This is a genomic window from Candidatus Endolissoclinum faulkneri L5 (assembly GCF_000510265.1).
Classification (GTDB): Bacteria; Pseudomonadota; Alphaproteobacteria; order Thalassobaculales; family Thalassobaculaceae; genus Thalassobaculum; species Thalassobaculum faulkneri_A.
Genome location: NZ_CP006745.1, coordinates 535,018 through 554,903, shown reverse-complemented (window position 1 = coordinate 554,903; position 19,886 = coordinate 535,018). Strand labels below are relative to the sequence as shown.

At 36.8% G+C, this 19,886-nt stretch carries 13 protein-coding genes; 11 read left to right on the top strand and 2 right to left on the bottom strand.

The window, feature by feature from the left end; genetic code table 11:
• The 8 genes from nuoL (at position 1) to smpB (ending at position 12,022) form a co-directional block, all read left to right on the top strand.
• The gene (gene nuoL / locus P856_RS01650) at positions 1–1,938 is read left to right on the top strand and encodes an NADH-quinone oxidoreductase subunit L (RefSeq protein WP_025300437.1); all 1,938 of its coding nucleotides are present in this window, start codon (positions 1–3) and stop codon (positions 1,936–1,938) included.
• Positions 1,939–1,942: 4 nt separating this feature from the next.
• The gene (locus P856_RS01645; protein ID WP_025300436.1) at positions 1,943–3,457 is read left to right on the top strand and encodes an NADH-quinone oxidoreductase subunit M; all 1,515 of its coding nucleotides are present in this window, start codon (positions 1,943–1,945) and stop codon (positions 3,455–3,457) included.
• A 21-nt stretch (positions 3,458–3,478) separates the two neighbouring features.
• Complete coding sequence (gene nuoN, locus P856_RS01640) at positions 3,479–4,921, top strand: NADH-quinone oxidoreductase subunit NuoN (protein ID WP_025300435.1); 1,443 nt, start codon at positions 3,479–3,481, stop codon at positions 4,919–4,921.
• 52 nt (positions 4,922–4,973) lie between these two features.
• Positions 4,974–5,804, top strand: coding sequence for a type III pantothenate kinase (locus P856_RS01635; protein WP_025300434.1), 831 nt, complete (start codon positions 4,974–4,976; stop codon positions 5,802–5,804).
• Positions 5,789–7,471 carry a ribonuclease J gene (locus P856_RS01630; protein WP_025300433.1) on the top strand — a complete coding sequence of 561 codons (1,683 nt, stop codon included), beginning with the start codon at positions 5,789–5,791 and terminating at the stop codon, positions 7,469–7,471. The genes P856_RS01635 and P856_RS01630 overlap by 16 nt, the downstream gene beginning before the upstream one ends.
• A 692-nt stretch (positions 7,472–8,163) precedes the next feature.
• Complete coding sequence (locus P856_RS01625; protein WP_025300432.1) at positions 8,164–9,351, top strand: beta/alpha barrel domain-containing protein; 1,188 nt, start codon at positions 8,164–8,166, stop codon at positions 9,349–9,351.
• A gap of 1,168 nt (positions 9,352–10,519) precedes the next feature.
• Positions 10,520–11,422, top strand: coding sequence for a 4-hydroxy-tetrahydrodipicolinate synthase (dapA, locus tag P856_RS01620; protein ID WP_025300431.1), 903 nt, complete (start codon positions 10,520–10,522; stop codon positions 11,420–11,422).
• 129 nt (positions 11,423–11,551) lie between these two features.
• Positions 11,552–12,022 (top strand): SsrA-binding protein SmpB, encoded by a 471-nt coding sequence (gene smpB, locus P856_RS01615; protein WP_025300430.1) that lies wholly within the window; start codon positions 11,552–11,554, stop codon positions 12,020–12,022.
• Between the two features lie 411 nt (positions 12,023–12,433).
• On the opposite strand, the gene P856_RS01610 is transcribed toward smpB, so the two are convergent.
• Together P856_RS01610 and P856_RS01605 are read right to left on the bottom strand one after the other, a co-directional pair.
• Positions 12,434–13,084 carry a uracil-DNA glycosylase gene (locus P856_RS01610; RefSeq protein WP_025300429.1) on the bottom strand — a complete coding sequence of 217 codons (651 nt, stop codon included), beginning with the start codon at positions 13,082–13,084 and terminating at the stop codon, positions 12,434–12,436.
• Between the two features lie 29 nt (positions 13,085–13,113).
• Complete coding sequence (locus P856_RS01605; RefSeq protein WP_025300428.1) at positions 13,114–13,806, bottom strand: LabA-like NYN domain-containing protein; 693 nt, start codon at positions 13,804–13,806, stop codon at positions 13,114–13,116.
• Between the two features lie 959 nt (positions 13,807–14,765).
• Between P856_RS01605 and P856_RS01600 the strand changes: the two genes are divergently transcribed.
• The 3 genes from P856_RS01600 to P856_RS01590 all read left to right on the top strand — a co-directional run bounded on the left by P856_RS01600 (position 14,766) and on the right by P856_RS01590 (position 19,744).
• A complete protein-coding gene (locus P856_RS01600) occupies positions 14,766–15,734 on the top strand; it encodes an acetyl-CoA carboxylase carboxyltransferase subunit alpha (protein WP_025300427.1) in 969 nt (322 codons plus the stop codon).
• A gap of 1,688 nt (positions 15,735–17,422) precedes the next feature.
• Positions 17,423–18,379, top strand: coding sequence for an acetyl-CoA carboxylase, carboxyltransferase subunit beta (gene accD, locus P856_RS01595; RefSeq protein ID WP_025300426.1), 957 nt, complete (start codon positions 17,423–17,425; stop codon positions 18,377–18,379).
• 24 nt (positions 18,380–18,403) lie between these two features.
• Entirely contained in the window at positions 18,404–19,744 is a 1,341-nt protein-coding gene (locus P856_RS01590) for a Mur ligase family protein (RefSeq protein ID WP_044214849.1), read from the top strand.
• Positions 19,745–19,886 lie beyond the last annotated feature (142 nt).

Sequence of the window (19,886 nt, the reverse complement as noted above, 5' to 3'; positions counted from 1 at the left end):
ATGTATGCTGCCATTGTCTTTCTTCCCCTAATCAGCGCTTTAATCAGTGGGTTTGGAGATAAAAAACTAGGAGACAAAGGAGTCCAAATCGTTACCTGCGCTACTATTCTGATAGTATCTATATTGAGCATAGTGGCCTTCTGGGAAGTTGCTCTGAATGGTAGTTACCAAACTATCAAATTATTTACTTGGATAAACAGTGGTATTCTAAAAGTCAATTGGGCGTTACGTTGGGATACTTTAACTGCTGTAATGGTAATTGTAATTAGTGTCATTTCTTTTTGTGTGCACATGTATTCTGTAGAATACATGAAAGACGACCCGTCCATTGCGCGGTTTATGTCATATTTATCGTTGTTTACTTTTGCTATGCTAATTCTAGTAACTTCTGATAGCTTGATACAATTGTTTTTTGGTTGGGAGAGTGTAGGAGTTATTTCTTACTTATTGATCGGCTTTTGGTATGATCGTTCTTCAGCAAACGTAGCTGCTTTCAAAGCATTTTTAGTCAATCGTATCGGTGATTTTGGATTTTTGCTAGGCATTTTTTGCTGTTTCGTAATATTTGGTTCGGTAGATTTCAATACAATATTCTTGAATGTTCCTAAAATGGCCAACAAAACATTTAATTTTCTCTTGTGGGACAATATAAATGCTATCACGGTGGCTTCCATCATGCTTTTTGTAGGTGCTATGGGAAAATCAGCCCAACTCGGACTGCACACTTGGCTGCCTGATGCTATGGAAGGCCCTACTCCAGTGTCCGCTTTAATACATGCTGCTACTATGGTAACGGCAGGCGTATTCTTAGTAGCGCGTATGTCACCATTGTTCGAGCTTGCGCCAAAATCTTTAGTCTTCGTAACCAACATCGGTGCTGCTACCGCTTTTTTTGCAGCAACTATTGCTTTAACGCAAAATGATATAAAACGTGTTGTTGCCTATTCAACCTGTTCTCAATTAGGTTATATGTTCTTCGCGCTTGGTGTCTCCGCATACCCAGCGGCAATTTTTCACCTAGTAACTCACGCCTTCTTCAAGGCATTGCTATTCCTCTCAGCTGGATCAATCATCCATGCACTTAACAACGAACAAAATATGAAAAACATGGGTGGAATGTGGCGCAAAACCCCATGGACATATGTTATGTTTTGGATCGGTAACTTAGCATTAATTGGCATCCCATTCTTTGCCGGCTATTATTCTAAGGATATAATACTAGAAGCAGCCTTCGCTTCTCATACACGGACTGGGAAATTCGCCTTCTGGATTGGAATACTCACAGTTTTGCTAACCGCCTTTTACTCATGTAGATTGTTATTTATGACATTTCACGGCAAGTCAAGAATGCAGAATAGCAGTACTTTTAAAAATGCTCATGATCCGTCACCTATAATGCTCATACCACTGTTAGTGCTTGCCATCGGCGCAATAGTAAGCGGTATTGCTGGATACAAATATTTTGTCGGTAGCCAAATGGCTGGTTTCTGGGGATCAACTATCAAGATTCTTGAAGAACATAACACAATAAATGCTGCCCACCACTATACACCAATTTGGGTTAAAGTGCTACCTATTTTGCTTGGATTTATTGGTATCTTTTTGGCATATATCGTATATGTATTACAGCCTGGCGTGCCAAAAAAAATCAAAAATGCTATCCGTCCAATCCAGCTATTCTTGTTAAACAGATGGTATTTTGACGAATTATATAATTATTTGTTTGTACGTAACTCATGGAAGCTTGGGTTGTTATTTTGGAAAACTGGTGATAACACCATTATCAACGGATTTGGTCCAGACGGTATAAGTGCAGTAACTAAATGGTGCGCCAAAAAAGTAGCAACATGGCAAACCGGTTATCTTTATCACTATGCATTTGCCATATTAATAGGTCTCGTAGCGCTAATTTCTTGGCAATTAGCATTCGGGAGTTAAATTGATGATTAAGCAATGGTTGCTAACGATTATAATTTTTGGCCCCATGCTAGGTGCAGCGTTTATTATGACATTCCGAGGTAAACAAGATCGGATAGCTTATTTATCGCGCTGGTTAGCTCTGATTACATCAAGTCTAGTTTTCCTAATATCGCTACTCATATTGGTCTTTTTTGAACCAGATTCTGCTAATTTTCAGCTTGTTCAAAAAATTAATTGGATACCAAGCTTGTCAAGCTCATACCACGTTGGAGTCGATGGCATATCGATATGGTTTATTATGATGTCAACCTTACTGACGCCAATTTGCATCTTGGCCAGTTGGGAAGCAATTCAGAAAAGAGTACGAGAATACATGGTCGCTTTTCTTGTACTAGAGTCTATGATAGTTGGTATGTTTTGCGCATTAGATATTTTGTTATTCTATATTTTTTTTGAAGCATTATTAATCCCAATATTCTTAATAATCGGTGTATGGGGCGGTGTTCATCGAGTTTATGCTGCCTTCAAGTTCTTTTTATACACTTTAGTCGGTTCGGTATTAATGCTACTAGCAATCATATCGATGTACTGCTACACAGGAACCACAAATTTGCTTACTCTCATGCAAACAAGATTTTTGCCAGAAATGCAAACCTGGTTGTGGCTAGCTTTTTTCTTTTCCTTTGCGGTGAAGGTACCGATGTGGCCATTACACACTTGGCTTCCAGATGCACATGTCGAAGCACCAACCGCTGGATCAGTGATTTTGGCGGGAATTTTACTAAAAATTGGTGGTTATGGCTTTCTTCGGTTCTCCATACCAATTTTTCCAGATGCTTCAGCTGATTTTACACCAGTAGTCTATGCGCTTAGCGTTATATCAGTAATCTATACATCGTTGGTGGCGTTAGTACAAGAGGACATGAAGAAGATGATTGCTTATTCTTCCGTTGCACATATGGGATTTGTAACAGTCGGCATATTCACCATGAACATAATAGGAGTAGATGGCTCGATATTGTATATGCTATCGCATGGTATTGTATCAAGCGCTCTATTCCTTTGCGTTGGAGCTATATACGATCGTATGCATACACGTGCAATAAAATTCTATGGTGGAATTGCAAAAAACATGCCTCGATACGCAATAATTTTTATGCTATTTATGCTGGCATCCATTGGTTTACCTGGAACATCAGCTTTCATTGGTGAATTGCTAATTCTAACTGGGGCTTTCCAGGTCAATACTTGGATTGCAGCTTTTATAGCAAGCGGCCTTATACTAGGTGCGGCGTACATGCTTCACCTTTATCGTCGTGTCGTCTTTGGTAAATTAGAAAATGAAAAGCTTAATACAATTCTGGACCTTAGTCCAAGAGAAATAGCTATCTTTACTCCTTTAATCATTTTAGTATTCTGTATGGGTATTTATCCTTCGATCTTCACCGATATGATGTCTGCCTCGGTAGAAAGCTTAATAACAAATTATAAAGCAGCGCTCGATGAAAATGCTATTATTAATTTAACTGCTAGATAAAGTTATTGGAAAACACATAATATGGACTTAGCTAGCACTTTTTCTATTATTACTCCTGCTTCGCCAGAGATTTTTTTAGTCATTTCCGCTTTAACGCTACTCATGGCAGGCTTATTCATGAGCACAAACAGCTTAAAAATAATTTCCTACTCGACAATAATTATCCTGCTATTGACGGCTATACTAGTAATTCAATCTGAGAACACACTCGCATTTCAAGGCTTATTTATCAGCGATAACTTTGCACGTTTTATTAAGATAATAATTATTCTTGGAGCTGTATTTTCTATACTGATATCCTTCGAGCATTTAAAGCGTAGTGAAAATAATTTGTTCGAATATCCGCTACTCATTTTGTTTACTACGCTAGGTATGATGTTAATGACATCAGCTAACGATCTTATATTGCTATATATGAGTGTAGAGCTCCAAAGCATTGCTCTTTATGTTATCGCAACTATTCAACGCAATACGTTGAAGTCAACTGAAGCTGGTTTAAAATACTTTGTTCTTGGTGCTCTTAGCTCAGGCATATTGCTATATGGCTGTTCCATAATTTATGGATTTACTGGCACTACTAGCTTCAATGGTATAGCTACATTTTTAAGTACTAACCGTTCGACATCTCCCGGTTTGATAATCGGTTTAATATTCCTAATCTCTGGACTAGCTTTCAAGGTTTCTATTGCACCCTTTCATATGTGGACACCGGATGTATATGAAGGTGTTCCGACCCCTGTAACTGCCTTATTCGCTCTCGCTCCGAAAGTAGCTGCTTTAGCTCTGTTTTTGCGAGTCATGATCGACCCGTTCAGAGATTTATTAATCTCCTGGCAACCTATAATAGCATTTCTTTCGATTGTATCTGTTTTGATTGGCGGATTAGCTGCAATTATGCAAACCAATATCAAACGCCTTATGGCCTATAGCTCCATCGCTCACATGGGTTATTCCCTTATTGGTCTTGCTTCTGGCAACGAAACAGGTGTAACAAGTGTTCTAATGTATCTGACAACATATACATTTACGATTATCGGTACCTTCTCCGGAATACTTTGCATGCGGCGTAATGATAGTCCCGTAGAAAATATATCGGATCTTACAGGATTATCGGATACGCATCCGATAATGGCGTTAGCTTTAATGATTTTTATGTTATCTATGTCTGGTATCCCGCCGCTCGCCGGCTTTTTTGGTAAATGGTTCATTTTTATGTCAGCCATCGATGCTGATTTATATCTCCTAGCTGCAATCGGCATACTATCAACCGTAATCAGCGCCTTTTACTACCTACGTATCATAAAAATAATGTATTTTGAAGAAGCAATTGAGCCACTTGATGCAATAATTGACAAGAAATCACAGCTAGCCTTATGTGGATCAGCAATGATAATAGTATTTTTTTTCCTTTTTATTAAACCGATACACAATACCGCAATGTCATCTAGCATTATCGGTATTTAATCTACCTTAATGTTTAGTAAAATTCTAATAATTATCAATTATGGAAGTAAAAATGTTACTTGTAATCGACTGCGGTAACACAAATACTGTCTTTGCCGTATATAAAGATGGAATTGAAAAGTCAATAAGTCATTGGCGAATATCAACAAATGCCGGGCGAACGGCAGACGAATACGCCATTTGTTTAACTCAACTTATGGCACTTGACAAAATCAATACTTGCGATATCGAAAATATAATAATCGCTACTGTAGTGCCCGCGACGCGCTTTAATCTAAAAATGTTGTGTCACAAGCATTTTGATATTGATCCGATGGTAGTTGGTGAATCTAGCACTAAACTTAACCTTGAGGTGCGAATAGATCAACCTGCAGAACTTGGTGCGGATCGTGCAGTAAATGCAGTTTCAGCTTATAGGCTTTATGGCGGTCCGTTAATAATCATAGATTTTGGTACGGCTACTACTTTCGACGTGATAGATGAAGACGGTGGATATGCAGGAGGTATAATCTTTCCCGGTATCAATCTCAGTTTGGAGGCGCTTTACATGGCAGCTGCACAACTGCCTCGAGTAACCATTGGTTCCCCGGAAGGTAAGTTCAGAGATAATAAGCAGATTACACTAATTGGCAATAATACCAGAACTGCGATGCAGTCCGGAATTTTTTGGGGATATTTAGCTATGATTGAGGGATTAGTTGCTCGCATTCGTGCTGAATACAAGCTTCCTATGAAAGTTATTGCAACAGGAGGACTAGCTGAGTTGTTTGTTAGCTCTACTTCAGTAATTGAAGTAGTAAACGAAGCATTAACAATAGACGGATTACGTATGATATATGACTATAATAAGGCTGAAACGGGGCCGGAATGGATTTCAAAATAAATCGAAACTACGATAATTTATATTTTTTACCTCTTGGTGGCTCTGATGAAATTGGAATGAATGTCAACCTTTATGGCTATTCTGGACAATGGCTAATTGTCGATCTCGGAATAACTTTTGGAGACGACACAATGCCTGGAGTTAATATAATCCTACCGGATATTTCATTCATTGAACCACACCGCAATGATATTTGCGGCTTGGTGCTCACACATGGACATGAAGATCACATAGGCGCCGTACCATATCTGTGGGAGCGATTAGGATGCCCAATTTACTGTACACCTTTTACTGCCTCACTAGTACGCCGTAAATTGCTCGACGCTGGAATACTGAATAAAGTTAATCTAATTCAGATTGATATAACTAGCACAACAATCATAGGACCATTTGAAATCGAGATAATTAGTATAACGCATTCTATTCCTGAATCAAACATGCTCATCTTACACTGTAGAGCTGGCACGATTGTACATAGCGGTGACTGGAAGTTTGATCCTACTCCTTGTGTTGGTCAACCAACTAATTTTAATGCTATTAGCGATTTAGGTAAGAAAGGCGTGTTAGCGCTAGTCGGTGATAGCACTAACGTATTCGTACCTGGTAGCGCCGGATCCGAGATAGATGTTCGAAAGAAGATGATAGAACTATTTGCCAAGTATGATGGACAAGGAAGGATTGCAGTTGCTTGTTTTGCATCTAACGTCGCTAGACTAGAAAGCATTGCTCTTGCTGCTGTTGCTAATAATCGTCAATGTGCTATGGTCGGTCGATCGCTTTGGCGAATGCACGATACCGCTAAAGATAACGGATATCTTCAAAACGCTCCGACTTTCATAAAAGAGGAGGAGGTTAGGTATTTTCCAGAGGATAGGATTGTGCTTATTTGCACTGGTAGCCTAGGAGAATCTAAAGCTGCATTAACACGAATATCTGATGGATCTCACCCTCATATATCACTTGATGAGGGTGATATATGTATTTTTTCTTCAAGTCAAATTCCTGGTAACGAGCGAGCAATTGCTAGGGTACAAAATCGATTATCTAGCCGAGGTGTAGAAGTAATCACCACTGATGATCAACCAGACATCCACGTCTCTGGTCATCCAGCAAGAGAAGAACTTGCTAAGATGTACCAGCTATTACAACCAAAGATTGCTATTCCAGTACATGGAGATGCTCGTCATTTGCGCGAACATGCTAGGCTGGCAAAAAAATGCAACGTGCCCAAAAGCTTAGTGCCCTCTAATGGAAGTTTGGTGCGTTTGTCTAGTAAAGGCCATGCTGAAATTATTGAATGGATAGAAGCTAATGGAGTACAAGTAGTTGATGGTAGTCAAATAATTAGTCTACGCTCAGAAACCTTAAACGATCGTCGAAGAATGCTTCATAATGGAATAGTTAACGTTTTTCTAGTTCTTGACGTTAAGGGCAATTTACAAACAGCACCTATTATATCGCTAATCGGTGTTGCTGATCGTTCTAATTCTCAAACCGTAGCAATAGATGCAGCTGATGCAGTTGATGGAGTATTGCGTAAATTATCTAATAGCCATAAACGCAATAACCAGAAAATTCGCGATGCTGCAAGTCAAATTGTTCGAAGCATTGTGCGCAACGAGCTTAACAAACGCCCGCTAACCAACGTTAATGTTGTGAGAATCTGAACGAATTACCAAGTAAACTTTACTGCATAGATTATTATTAACTATAATCTTTATATTAAGTGTAAACAAAAATGTAATGCTTTGCTTTCATATATCTTTTCAATAATTATAAGCAATCTTATCGTTATTAATTTAACTATAAATAAGCTTGAATTAATTTTTGATAGTGTAATTTTTCATTTTTATTATGCTTGTCGCTATTGTCAATTTTCTTGATTTTAACTAACAATATTTTTTCTTAATCTACCCTGAAACAAGCTTATGTAAATTCAAAACCTATAATTATATCTTTGGCTATAAAAATGACGATTTTATTACGATTCCCTTTGTCGATGAGTTTTACTATTAATAACAAAGGGTAGTCGTCATTCCTATTGGTTTAATATGATTTTGTAAAATGATAAGTGCTAATATATTAATAATATAAAGATCTAAAAATTTCTATTTTTAAAATGTACTAAGTTAGTATCTAGCAAGTAATCAACAATTAATTATTTCTTCTGTGTGTAATAAAATAATGTTTATTTATGCTGATTTTCGGCAAAAATATTTGCATAATTACCCGTTACTGCAAATGTTCTTAACAAGACGCATGTACTACATCTTAGACGAATAAAATATATGAGAAAATTAATTATCGCGTTAATTTATTATATCCCAATAAATTCAATCTTAAACTAATAAATACTTCGATGAGCATAATCAAAGATAATAACCATAAACAGTTAAGCCCAAACAACAAAAATTGGCCAAGTACTATACGCCATCCAACATCCGATACCCTTTCGAAGTATGCTGACAAATATTTTACTCTGACCAAAGAGTGTGTTGCTGCTTTTGGTGACAAAAAAGTAACATACGCTGTATTTATGCGTCGTCCTGTTACTTGTGCTGCTAAAATGTCGGTTGAATGGTTAAAATGGGTGATGGCTGAACGTGGCGCAAGAGTAGACATCCAGATTCTTCACAGAGAGGGATGCTGGGTAGGAGCAGGTGAGCCGATGCTTTATATTACTGGTTCGCTTTTTCATTTGGTAGATTTAGAAACTCAGTATTTGCAAAAACTAGGAGCTGCTTGCGTCGCAGCCTACAATGCGTATACTATGTGCGTTGAGCTACCAAAGACAGCTTTTTTTGCTGTGGATGCAAGACATTGTGCTGGTACAGAGATGGCTGAGATAATGGCTTATGGTGCTAGTGTTGGATCTGCTAAAGCAAAAAAGAAATTTGGTGCCATAGGATTTATTGGAAACGCTACTGATGCTACAGCTCATTACTTTGATCAAGATACTGGATTCGGCACTATGCCTCATGCATTAATCGGTTACGCGGGTTCTACTTTACGCGCTACTGAAATTTTTCACGAAACTCACCCAGCTGAAAATATAACTGTGTTAGTGGACTATTTTGGGAAAGAAATTACCGACGCGCTTGAAGTAACTAATCGTTTTCCAGAACTAGCAGCAAAAGGCAAGCTTTCTGTGCGCCTCGACACTCATGGAGGCAGGTATATTGAAGGATTAGATACCGCGAAGGCCTACGCTGTTCTAGATCGTAACGCACCAGAAGCGATTCGCGGTTATAGAACAGAGGATGAGCTGCGCGCTCTAATCGGCACTGGGGTATCAGCAGCAGCGATCTGGTCAATGCGCGAATGCCTAAATGCTGCTGGCTTTCCTAATGTTTCTATTGTTGCCTCCTCGGGATTTGGGCCAGAAAAGTGTAGAATCATGGCACTCGCCAAGGCTCCAATTGATGTGATTGGAACAGGATCTTATTTGCCTGATAAATGGAGTGAAACCTATGCAACTGCGGACATAGTTGATTATAACGGTCAGCCAAGAGTTAAAGTTGGTCGTGAATTCTTGCTGCGTAAATAGATGGATAAAATTTTATATTATTTTCTTTTTAATATTAAGTTTGAATGATTCGTACAATCTCTCCAAGTAGTTTAATTTGCTTGGTATAAAAATAACTAATAAGCTGAATAACATTCTGTAATGAGTTGATGCTACAACTGATAATTAAATTGGATCGCTAGACAAGGCTGCAATATTTGGGTGATTAATTATCAGTTGTAGCATCAACTAGCGCAAGGTAGCCGATTTTAAAAATCGTTTAAATACTCAAGTGATATAGTTAACAAACTACTATTTATCATTAAATTTATCGTTCAAGTCAATAGTGATTTTTCTAGAAGATTTTAAATCCAAAATACGATAAATTGCCTATTACTAAAAGTATTTTCTTGAAAAGAAACTTGCATTGTAACTAGCAGTCTTTGATCTTATAATGGACATTTGTCCGGGGTAAGATCACATAATTTGTGAATAGTATGGTATACTTTTAAAACAATTTAACTTTTGCTAAAACAAAATAAGTAACAAGTATGTAACACATACAATAACCTATTAAATTAACCTTATATAGGCTTAATCATTGTCAAGCAACCATTGAAGAATTTTTACAAAATTTAATCTCTCTGCCATAACTGCAACAATGCGAACCTTATTGATACCAAGCGATAGCAAGGAGTATCTAACTGTAGATACCTGACTGATAAAGGCAAAAATTAGATTAACAACACTTATTATCGAACAAAAAGCCTAAAATTAACAAGTTTAGTATTGTTTGAACAATATGGCCTTAATTTAATCCATTTAATGAGTGACGCAATACAAAAAATTAAAAGCAATGTAGCTGTACCAACCTCAATAAGGTTAATGGTCTTCCTGCAAAAGATGCAACCCTGGATTAAAGCATAATGCAAGTAAAATTTATAGATTTAATACATTTTTGAAAAAAAACTTTAAAATAAAAAATCACAAACTATTCGAATAGTGGCACATATAAATTTTTACCATAAGCATCTAGATAAATCCTAAAAAATAATTTAGAATTTTTTTTCTTAATAAAATTGTATAGATACCAAAGATAGAACTATTCGTTTAATATCAGCAAATTAATAAACAATTATTAATGTACATTTTTAGCTAAGGAGAATGCTGCATTAATAATTTTAATTGCAAATGCTGAATCGGAGAAAATATGTATTGTAAGTTAGCTCATCCCTTATTCAAGGGATCGCTTGTTGCTTTGATAACGCCCTTCAAAAACGGTAAAGTGGATGAAAATTCATTTCGAAACTTAATAGATTGGCAAATAGAAGAAGGTACCCAAGGCTTAGTACCAGCAGGCACTACTGGTGAATGCCCTACCCTTAGCCATAGAGAACATAAGCGGATTGTAGAGATTTGTATAGAACAAACAGCAGGAAGAATACCAATTATTGCTGGAGCCGGATCAAATTCAACAAATGAAGCAATTGAATTCACCTCACACGCCGCAAAAGCAGGAGCTGACGCAGTTTTACATGTCATGCCATATTACAACAAACCGACCCAGGAAGGTATGTTTAGGCATTTCGAAGCAATTAATAACGCTGTAGATATTCCGATAATTATGTACAATATACCAGGCCGTTCAGTCATAGATATGTCACTTATGACAATGAAACGCTGCTACGAGCAACTTAAAAATATCATTGGAGTCAAAGATGCTAGTGCTGATCTTGTTCGCCCTATAAAGTATCGTATGGCAATGGGAGGTAATTTTTGCCAGCTCACCGGAGAGGATGCCTCTGTGCTGCCTTACTTATCTCATAGAGGTCATGGATGTATTTCGGTTACTGCTAATATTGCGCCTAAGCAACTTTTTAATTTGCATAGGGCCTGGCAAAATCGTGATTTGGATACAGCATTCACTATTAATGAACAACTGCAACCGCTACACGAAGCATTATTTTGTGAAAGTAGTCCAGGTCCTGTTAAATACGCAGCAAGTTTGTTAGGAATCTGCGAATCAACATCTCGCTTGCCGATTAGTGAAATAGCTAATGAAAGCAAGGCAATGGTTAAAAATGCGATGTGCCAAGCTGGATTGCTTAGTTGATACATTTTATAAAAACAACTTACAAAGCCTAACACAAAGCAAGGCTTATTTAAGCTTTTTGTAGCAGAAGCAACCAAGCTATAGAATAATTGCTCAACTTTACACCTCAAGAGTAAGGGAGGTTTTGCCATGGCTGAGCGGCGTAGTGCGTACGAAAAAATTGTTAGCAATCGGCGAGCAAAATACAAATATGTGATTGAAGATACTATTGAAGCTGGTATTATACTGACTGGTTCTGAGATAAAATCTTTATGTCAGGGTAATTCATCAATTAACGAGTCATACGCTGGCGATGACAATGGTGAATTAGCTCTTATTAACTCGCATATTCCACAATATAAACCGGGAGGAGTATGCAATCACGATCCACGTCGCGTGCGTCGGTTACTAGTTCATCGAAAAGAGCGTGAACGACTGTTCGGAATGGTGCGGCAAAAAGGTTATACTTTGGTGCCAATATCGATATATTTTAACGATCGTGGTATTGCTAAGCTGCAAATCGGTCTTGCTCGAGGAAAAAAAATAATTGACAAACGTCAAGAAATTAAAAAAAGAGATTGGGAACGCCGACAAGCTCGGCTTTTAAGAAAAAACAGATAAAGCCATCCCAATATCAATGATACAGTCATTCCTAAAAAGGAATACAGCCTTATCAAGAGATAAGTGAGTTTTCATTCAACCATTTACAATAAAAATAATTTTTATTAATCTTGATTTATTATGTTGCCTTTCTAACAATCGTATACTTTTATATAATCTACATTTATTTATGCTAATTCGGAACATAGTATAAAAAATTATTATGTCATTATCCATATTAGTGAAACAAATGAGTAAATATAATCTTTACTCTTAGATATTTTTAATAAGTCATAAATTATTTTTCACTATCAACATATAGCTATCATCTGAGAAATTCATTTCTATATAGTCTTTAGGTAAAAGATATCAGTCTTGTTTTTTAGGAAAAACACTCCTTTTAAACAAAAAAAATTAACCCAAGCAAATATTTTATCTCGAAGCAAGCAAATTGTGAACTTGTGAAAAGACCTGGTGCAACATATTTTTGGTCAGTCGACCTGTTTGCGTATTGTAACGTGAGCAATGATAAGAATCGATTAATATAAGACCATTTTTTAAACTATGAAACATATTATGAGAAAATTTATTTGATGACTTTTTATAACCAAGTGCAGATAACGTTGCACTGTGTGCAATAGAGCCGAGCGCTATAATCACCTTAAGATATGGCATCTCTTTAATCGTCATTTTAAGAAAAAAGCAACAGTTGTTAATTTCTGAGCTTATTAGCTTGTTTTTTGGAGGCACACAACGAACTGCGTTGGTGATTCGGCAGTCAACTAGCAAAATATTGTCATCCAGCCTTTTATCATAATTACCTATTGCAAAGCCGAATTTTAGCATAGTGCTGTAAAGCAAATCACCAGCGTAATCTCCAGTAAATGGTCTTCCTGTACGGTTTGCACCTCTTAATCCAGGAGCCATTCCAACCACAAGAAGCCGCGCATTGGTATCACCAAAACTCGGCACGGGTGCGTTATAATAATGAGGATATAGTATCCTGCTTTCATGTCTAAGAGCTACCAATCGTGGACAAAGTAAACAATCGATCGGAGGGTCGCTCACTTTCTTTTTTTTCATTGAAAAAACCACAACAATAACAAGTCGTATCAGTCACTTTTACTATGCAATGTATGGCTGACTATCTCAGATTGATTATTGTCAATGCAATCATTCTCTTCAATATAATCTTCGTCAAGATTATTATAAGGCTCTATATAAGGATCAAGAGATGGACTAGATTGATCTTGCGGTTGATCTCCTCTATTAAGGTGATGAATACGTTCAATATCAGCAGCAAGCTGATCTAGTTCAATAAACTGATCTGCTTGACGGCGCAACTCATCGGCAATCATAGGAGGTTGAGTTCGAATTGAGGAAACGATTGAAGCCCGTACTCCTTTGTTTTGTACGGCAGAAATCAACGAGCGAAAATCACCATCGCCAGAAAAAAGAACTACATGATCGATTAAGTCGACCATTGCCATCATGTCCACAGCAAGTTCTATATCCATATTTCCCTTCACTTTGCGACGTCCCGTCCCATCAGTAAATTCTTTAGCTGGTTTAGTGACTAGGGTATAGCCATTGTAATCGAGCCAGTCAACTAGCGGGCGAATTGGTGAATACTCCTGATCTTCAAGCACTGCTGTATAATAAAATGCGCGAATTAATCGGGCTTTACTGACAAATAGGTCGAGAAGACGTTTGTAATCGATATCAAATCCCAGCGACCGCGCAGCAGAATAGAGGTTAGCTCCATCTATAAAGAGAGCAATCCGATCATCTGGATGAAATAGCATATGTAATCCTTTCAATTACTTTATTCTTGTATTAAGCAGTATTACTAAAATTCGCTACTCGACTAGAAATTAAAATAGCGGCAATCTAATTATACGCAATGTAGATTAGATCATAACCTAATGTAGATACTAGTTGTTTGGCATTCGCATATGATATAATTTACTTTGATTCAGCATAGATAATAATATCTTATTAGATTAAAGTAAGTTGTAGCCGAGCATGCTTAATTATTACAGTTGAATTGGTTATAGTATGATCCAAGTCTATTTAAAAATTTTAAGCAAGTCTGCGTTATTTAATATAATTTTTTAAAAGGAGATGGTTACGCTTAGTCAACAAGCTTAAGATTAATTATTAAAAATAATAACTGATGATTAATGTGCCACTTGAAAAAGTTACATTTATTATTCGTACTTACACGAATTTTATTATCTTTTTACAAAATTTTTTATATGCGTTACAAGCTAAAGTTTTGTCCGACTTGTCGGCGAGCAATATTAAAAAATAATTTATCATTAAATATGAATTGTTAATCATGTAATTGAAATAATAATTTGTTACCAACAACCGCCGATTACAGCTGCTAATTTTATACACATTCTTGCCTGTACTAGCAAGTAACAGCTTTAGCTGAATCGCTTTTGTATTTTCCCATAAATTACAATTCTACTAAAAACAAAAAACTTCTTTGGCTTAGCCTCAAACAATTATTGGAAGTAAATTACGTTATATAAACATGAGTCTTGTAGTTTGCGATTGTTACCTACCAATAGTTGCAAGCATATAAATTTATAATTAATAAAATCCAGACTTAAATTTATTAAACGAAAACCTTATAATGATTAAATGATTTTACAGCTACTCAATAAAGTAATAGAAAAATTAACACTGGTCACGCTTGAGGGAAAATACTAGTATTAATTTGATGAACTTTAGCATTAGGGAGTATACTTATTATATGCATAATTTCCTTGATTTTGAAAAACCGATCGCTGATTTGGAGTATAAGATTGAAAAACTTCGACACCTGCCAAGTGACAATGAACTGAAAATCGCCGAAGAGGTTTCTAAGCTAGAAACAAAAATTAAACAACAACTTACTATTATATATCAAAAACTATCGCCATGGCAGAAAGTGCAGATTGCACGTCATCCTGAACGTCCCCACGCTCAGGCTGTCATTAACCATATAATCAGCGAATACCTTCCATTAGCAGGCGATCGATTATTTTCCGAAGATCCAGCGATTGTAGGTGGTATAGGACGTTTTAAGGGACGCTCAGTTATAGTTATCGGCACTGAAAAAGGAAACACTACGGAGGAACGTGTCCGCCACAATTTTGGTATGGCTCGCCCTGAGGGTTATCGTAAGGCTAGAAGACTTATGAAATTTGCTGATCGTTTTAAGATGCCAATTTTAACTTTTATCGACACTGCTGGTGCTTATCCAGGAATCGATGCGGAAGAGCGTGGTCAAGCGGAAGCTATTGCTCGATCAATCGAGACATGCCTTAACGTACAAGTGCCTTTGATCGCTACTATTTTAGGAGAAGGTGGCTCTGGTGGCGCAGTAGCGCTCGCTGCAGGTAATAAGGTATTAATGTTGGAACACGCGATTTATTCAGTGATATCGCCAGAGGGCTGTGCATCAATTCTTTGGCGATCAGCTGAGCACGCCAAGGAAGCAGCTAATGCACTAAAAATAACTGCACAAAATCTTAAAAAATTAGGTGTCATTGATGACATAGTTAAAGAGCCACTTGGTGGCGCACACCGTGACCATAATCGAGCACTGCTCGCAGTAGAAGAGGCAATCGACCAACACTTAAACGAATTAATAGGTCGTGAAGGCCATCTTCTACGTGAAGAGCGCCGTAATAAGTACATGGCGATCGGCGAAGCAGAGGATGCGAAAATAAATACTTAGTCTTGTACCTTAAATATTATTTTTCAAATTTCATCGCTTCTTAATGATACTCTTAGTGGTTAGCAACAAGCAATCTGGCGTAATGCATTTTGCTTGCTAATATCATTATAGCATACTATAATCAGGGATTATATATAAGCGCTGACTTCACCTAAGATGCATAATCTTAATAATTTTTATTATGTTACTCTACTTACTTTATTGAACAAAGTTATTTTCTTACTTTGAGATTTCGCATATAGATTCTCTTACACATAGCAAAACTACAATAACCTAACTTGAGCAAGGATTCTTATCTAAAATATTTAGGAAAATTTATATAACTTACCGCCAATACTTGCATTTTATGATTAAAATTTGTAGCTTACTGAAGATTAATTCCTTGATAAAATGGTTAGCTATTTGAGGATTGTCAAGATAATATGCTAAACCTAAGTACATCTAATCTGTATCTCAGATAGTATTTTATTAGGCGTTTTGTCTCTAATGATTTAAACTTTATTCACAAGGATTCTGATGACGCTTAATGTTTATAGCAATGATAATATTTTTTCGTTACGGATAGACCGCTGGCCTAGAAAACTTTTTCTAAAATGTTGCTGAATATAATGTGTTTAATTTATAATTGCTGATTGCATTAATTTAAAAATTACGTAAAAAATATCAAAAAACTATCTTTAGGTTTTAATTGTGTGCTCTATAAATATTTCGACAGAGTATAGCAAGCCATTCCTTTTGTAAATAATTTTAACGGTAATGTTGAATGTATGCTATTATATATGCTTTTTATATCAAAAGTTTTCGAACTTGCTCAGAGATGAGCAATAATTACTATTGTTGTTTGTCATTCGATTTTTACTTAATAGATAATCATAAGAAATCTTATCTAATGTATTAATAAGCTCAATGAAAGCCTGATTGATGAATTCTATTTCACCTGTTTTTATAATCCATCGAATCAATTTTACGCGACTAAGTTATTATCAAGGTATGATAACAATAATGTTATAGCCAGAGCTATAATCTAGAGAAGTTTCCTAATGTTATGATTTTAATTATACTTAAAAAGAAAATGACAAATGGCTTTCGTAGATTTATGGATAGAGTATCTGCCTTCTACTGAAGAATTTTTGCTCCAAATAAAATAATCATACATAAAATTATTTTATTATCTATTAGATTCTGCCTTAAATCAAGTAAGCAAACAAATTACCTAGCATTTGCCGTAGGTTAGCATAATTGCACAATTTATTCTGAAATAATCGTCTAATTTACACTAAATAGCAAGAATAAAGGTTGCGTACTAGAGGTAAAAAAGAAATTTTCATTATTGTGTTAACATCATAATTAGTAAATAAATCAATTGCAAAAATATCAAACTAAACCACTTAATCATTTGCCTTGATATCAAAAATAAAGGTTACATTATAGAAAATAATAATGTAGCGTAATATGTTTTTAATCGCTTCAACCGCTTGAAAAACGATAATCAAAGTAGGAATTTTCGTAAACTTTAGTTGAATAATTCGAATCTAATCTCCCTCGAATAACTAATGAAAACGCTATAAGATTAATGTCTTTAATAATATTCTTCATAATAATCTAAAAAGAGCACAAAGATGTTAATAGATTAGGAATAAGCAGATAACATGACGCAAATCCTGGAATAGATAAGGAGATAGGTAGCAATGAACTGGCTTACCAGCTCGGTCCTGCCAAAAATTAAAGCCTGGGTCAGCACTCGTGAAATACCTGATAAACTATGGTCTAAGTGTCCATCTTGCGGACAAATACTATTTCATCGCGACTTGGAGGAAAACTTTCAAGTATGTACTTCATGCGACCATCATCTAAGGATTAGTGCAGTAGATCGGCTTGCTATTCTATTTGATCAAGGGATCTATAAAATAATAGATCTGCCGAAGACCAAGGCAGATCCTCTAAAATTTCGTGATCGCAAAAAATACAACGAACGTCTACGAGAAGCACAAGCAAAAGCTGGGCGTAATGATGCAATTATCGTAGCTAAGGGCACAATAGGAAATTCACGAGTTGTTTGCGCCGTATTCGATTTCTCCTTTATGGGCGGCTCTATGAACACAAGTGTAGGAGATGCTTTAGTTAGAGCCGCTAAACTAGCTGAAATAGAAGATGCTAGCCTTATAGTCTTTCCGGCCTCTGGAGGAGCGCGTATGCAAGAGGGCATCTTCTCACTTATGCAAATGCCACGTACTGTCGCAGCTATCAATAGTCTAAAAGAGCATAATCTACCGTTTATAGTAGTGCTAACAAACCCTACCACTGGTGGAGTAACAGCGTCCTTCGCTATGCTTGGCGATTTGCATATTGCAGAGCCAGGCTCGATCATCGGCTTTGCAGGCCAACGAGTAATTCAAGAAACCATCCATGAACAACTTCCTGAAGGCTTCCAGAAGGCAGAATATCTACGCGAACACGGCATGATTGATCTGGTTGTGCACCGACGTGAGCTAAAGGCTACGTTAGGACAACTGCTTAGACTAATGATATTCCGTGAATCAGCAGATAAATTAGTAGCTCTACCGTATCCACAAGCAAGCTTGTCGGATCAAGATAACAATGCAGGAGTAAAGCACAAAAATATTGCAGACAATGATAAGGTCTGATTGGGATTTTCTTAGGGGGATACTATAATAAACGTTGATAGCCAACTATCTATCGGTAAGAATCAAGCTTGGAATGTAATACTTACGCGCCTTAAGGCTATTCATCCTAACACAATTGATTTATCACTCTATCGAGTAAAACGTTTGCTGAAAGATCTTGGCAATCCACATCATGCTCTTCCACCAGTAATCCATGTAGCGGGTACGAATGGAAAAGGATCAGTCATAGCTTATTTGCGAGCAATTATGGAGGCAGCTGGTCATCGCGTGCATGTTTATACATCACCACATTTGGTAAGGTTTAATGAGCGAATCCGCCTAGCTGGAAACATTATTGATGATGGATTACTTTGCTCTGTGCTTGAGGAATGCGAAGCAAAGAACTCTAGCAAACCTATTACTTTATTTGAAATCGTAACCGCAGCAGCTTTCCTGATATTTTCCCGGGTGCCTGCAGACGTGTTATTGTTAGAGGTTGGCCTTGGTGGTCGATTAGATGCTACTAATGTTGTAGAACAGCCGCTAGTTAGCGGAATTACTACGATATCAATTGACCATGCAAGTTTTTTAGGTAATACAATAGAAAAAATTGCTTTCGAAAAAGCTGGTATTATAAAACCTAAAGTACCAGTGATTATCGGTCCTCAGAACTCGCGTGCGCTAGATATAATAACCAACCGGGCAGCTGAGCTTGAAGCACCGATTAATGTTTTTGATCGTCATTACACTGTCAAATGCGATGCCAATAGAATGGTGATAACAATAAAAGGTGAATCGGAGATATTGCCTTTGCCATCCTTACTAGGCGAGCATCAAATTGACAATGCCGCTGTCGCAGTAACGATTGCAAAAATAGTATCAGATAAACTTATCAATATCACTAAAGACCGAGCACGTGGCTTGCTTGAAGTAAATTGGCCAGCAAGATTGCAAGTTCTAACAAGCGGACCGTTAGTAGATATGCTACCAAGCGGCTGGAGCCTCTGGTTAGATTGTGGACACAATGCTGACGCTAGCCGCGTAATTTCCAGGCAAGTAGCATCTTGGTGTGCAAAAAACCCTAAAGAGCCTGTGCATCTTGTCATTGGCATGCTCAAAACCAAATCAGTATACGACTATCTTAGTCCATTCGCTAAGCTATTAAAAAGCATCTCAGCTGTAACCATTCCAGGCGAAGAATCAAGCTTGTCAGCTGATGAAATCGCAAAAATAGCCCAAAAAAAAGCTAAAATGATAGTTACAGCTTGCAAAAACCTAAATGAAGCTTTAGAGTTAATCATAAGATCGAATAAAGAAAAACGAAGCCGCGTTCTCATTACTGGCTCATTATATCTTGCAGGCCATGTTTTAGCAAAGAATAATTAAAAGGCATCTGTTGTACAATTTTCTCTAGTGCTAAAATAGGTTATCTATAATTTAAATGAACCGAAATAACAAGTTAAGCATACTGGATTGGCATTTTAATTGAAAATAATTACCTAAAAGCAAATTTTTGCATAGAAAAAGC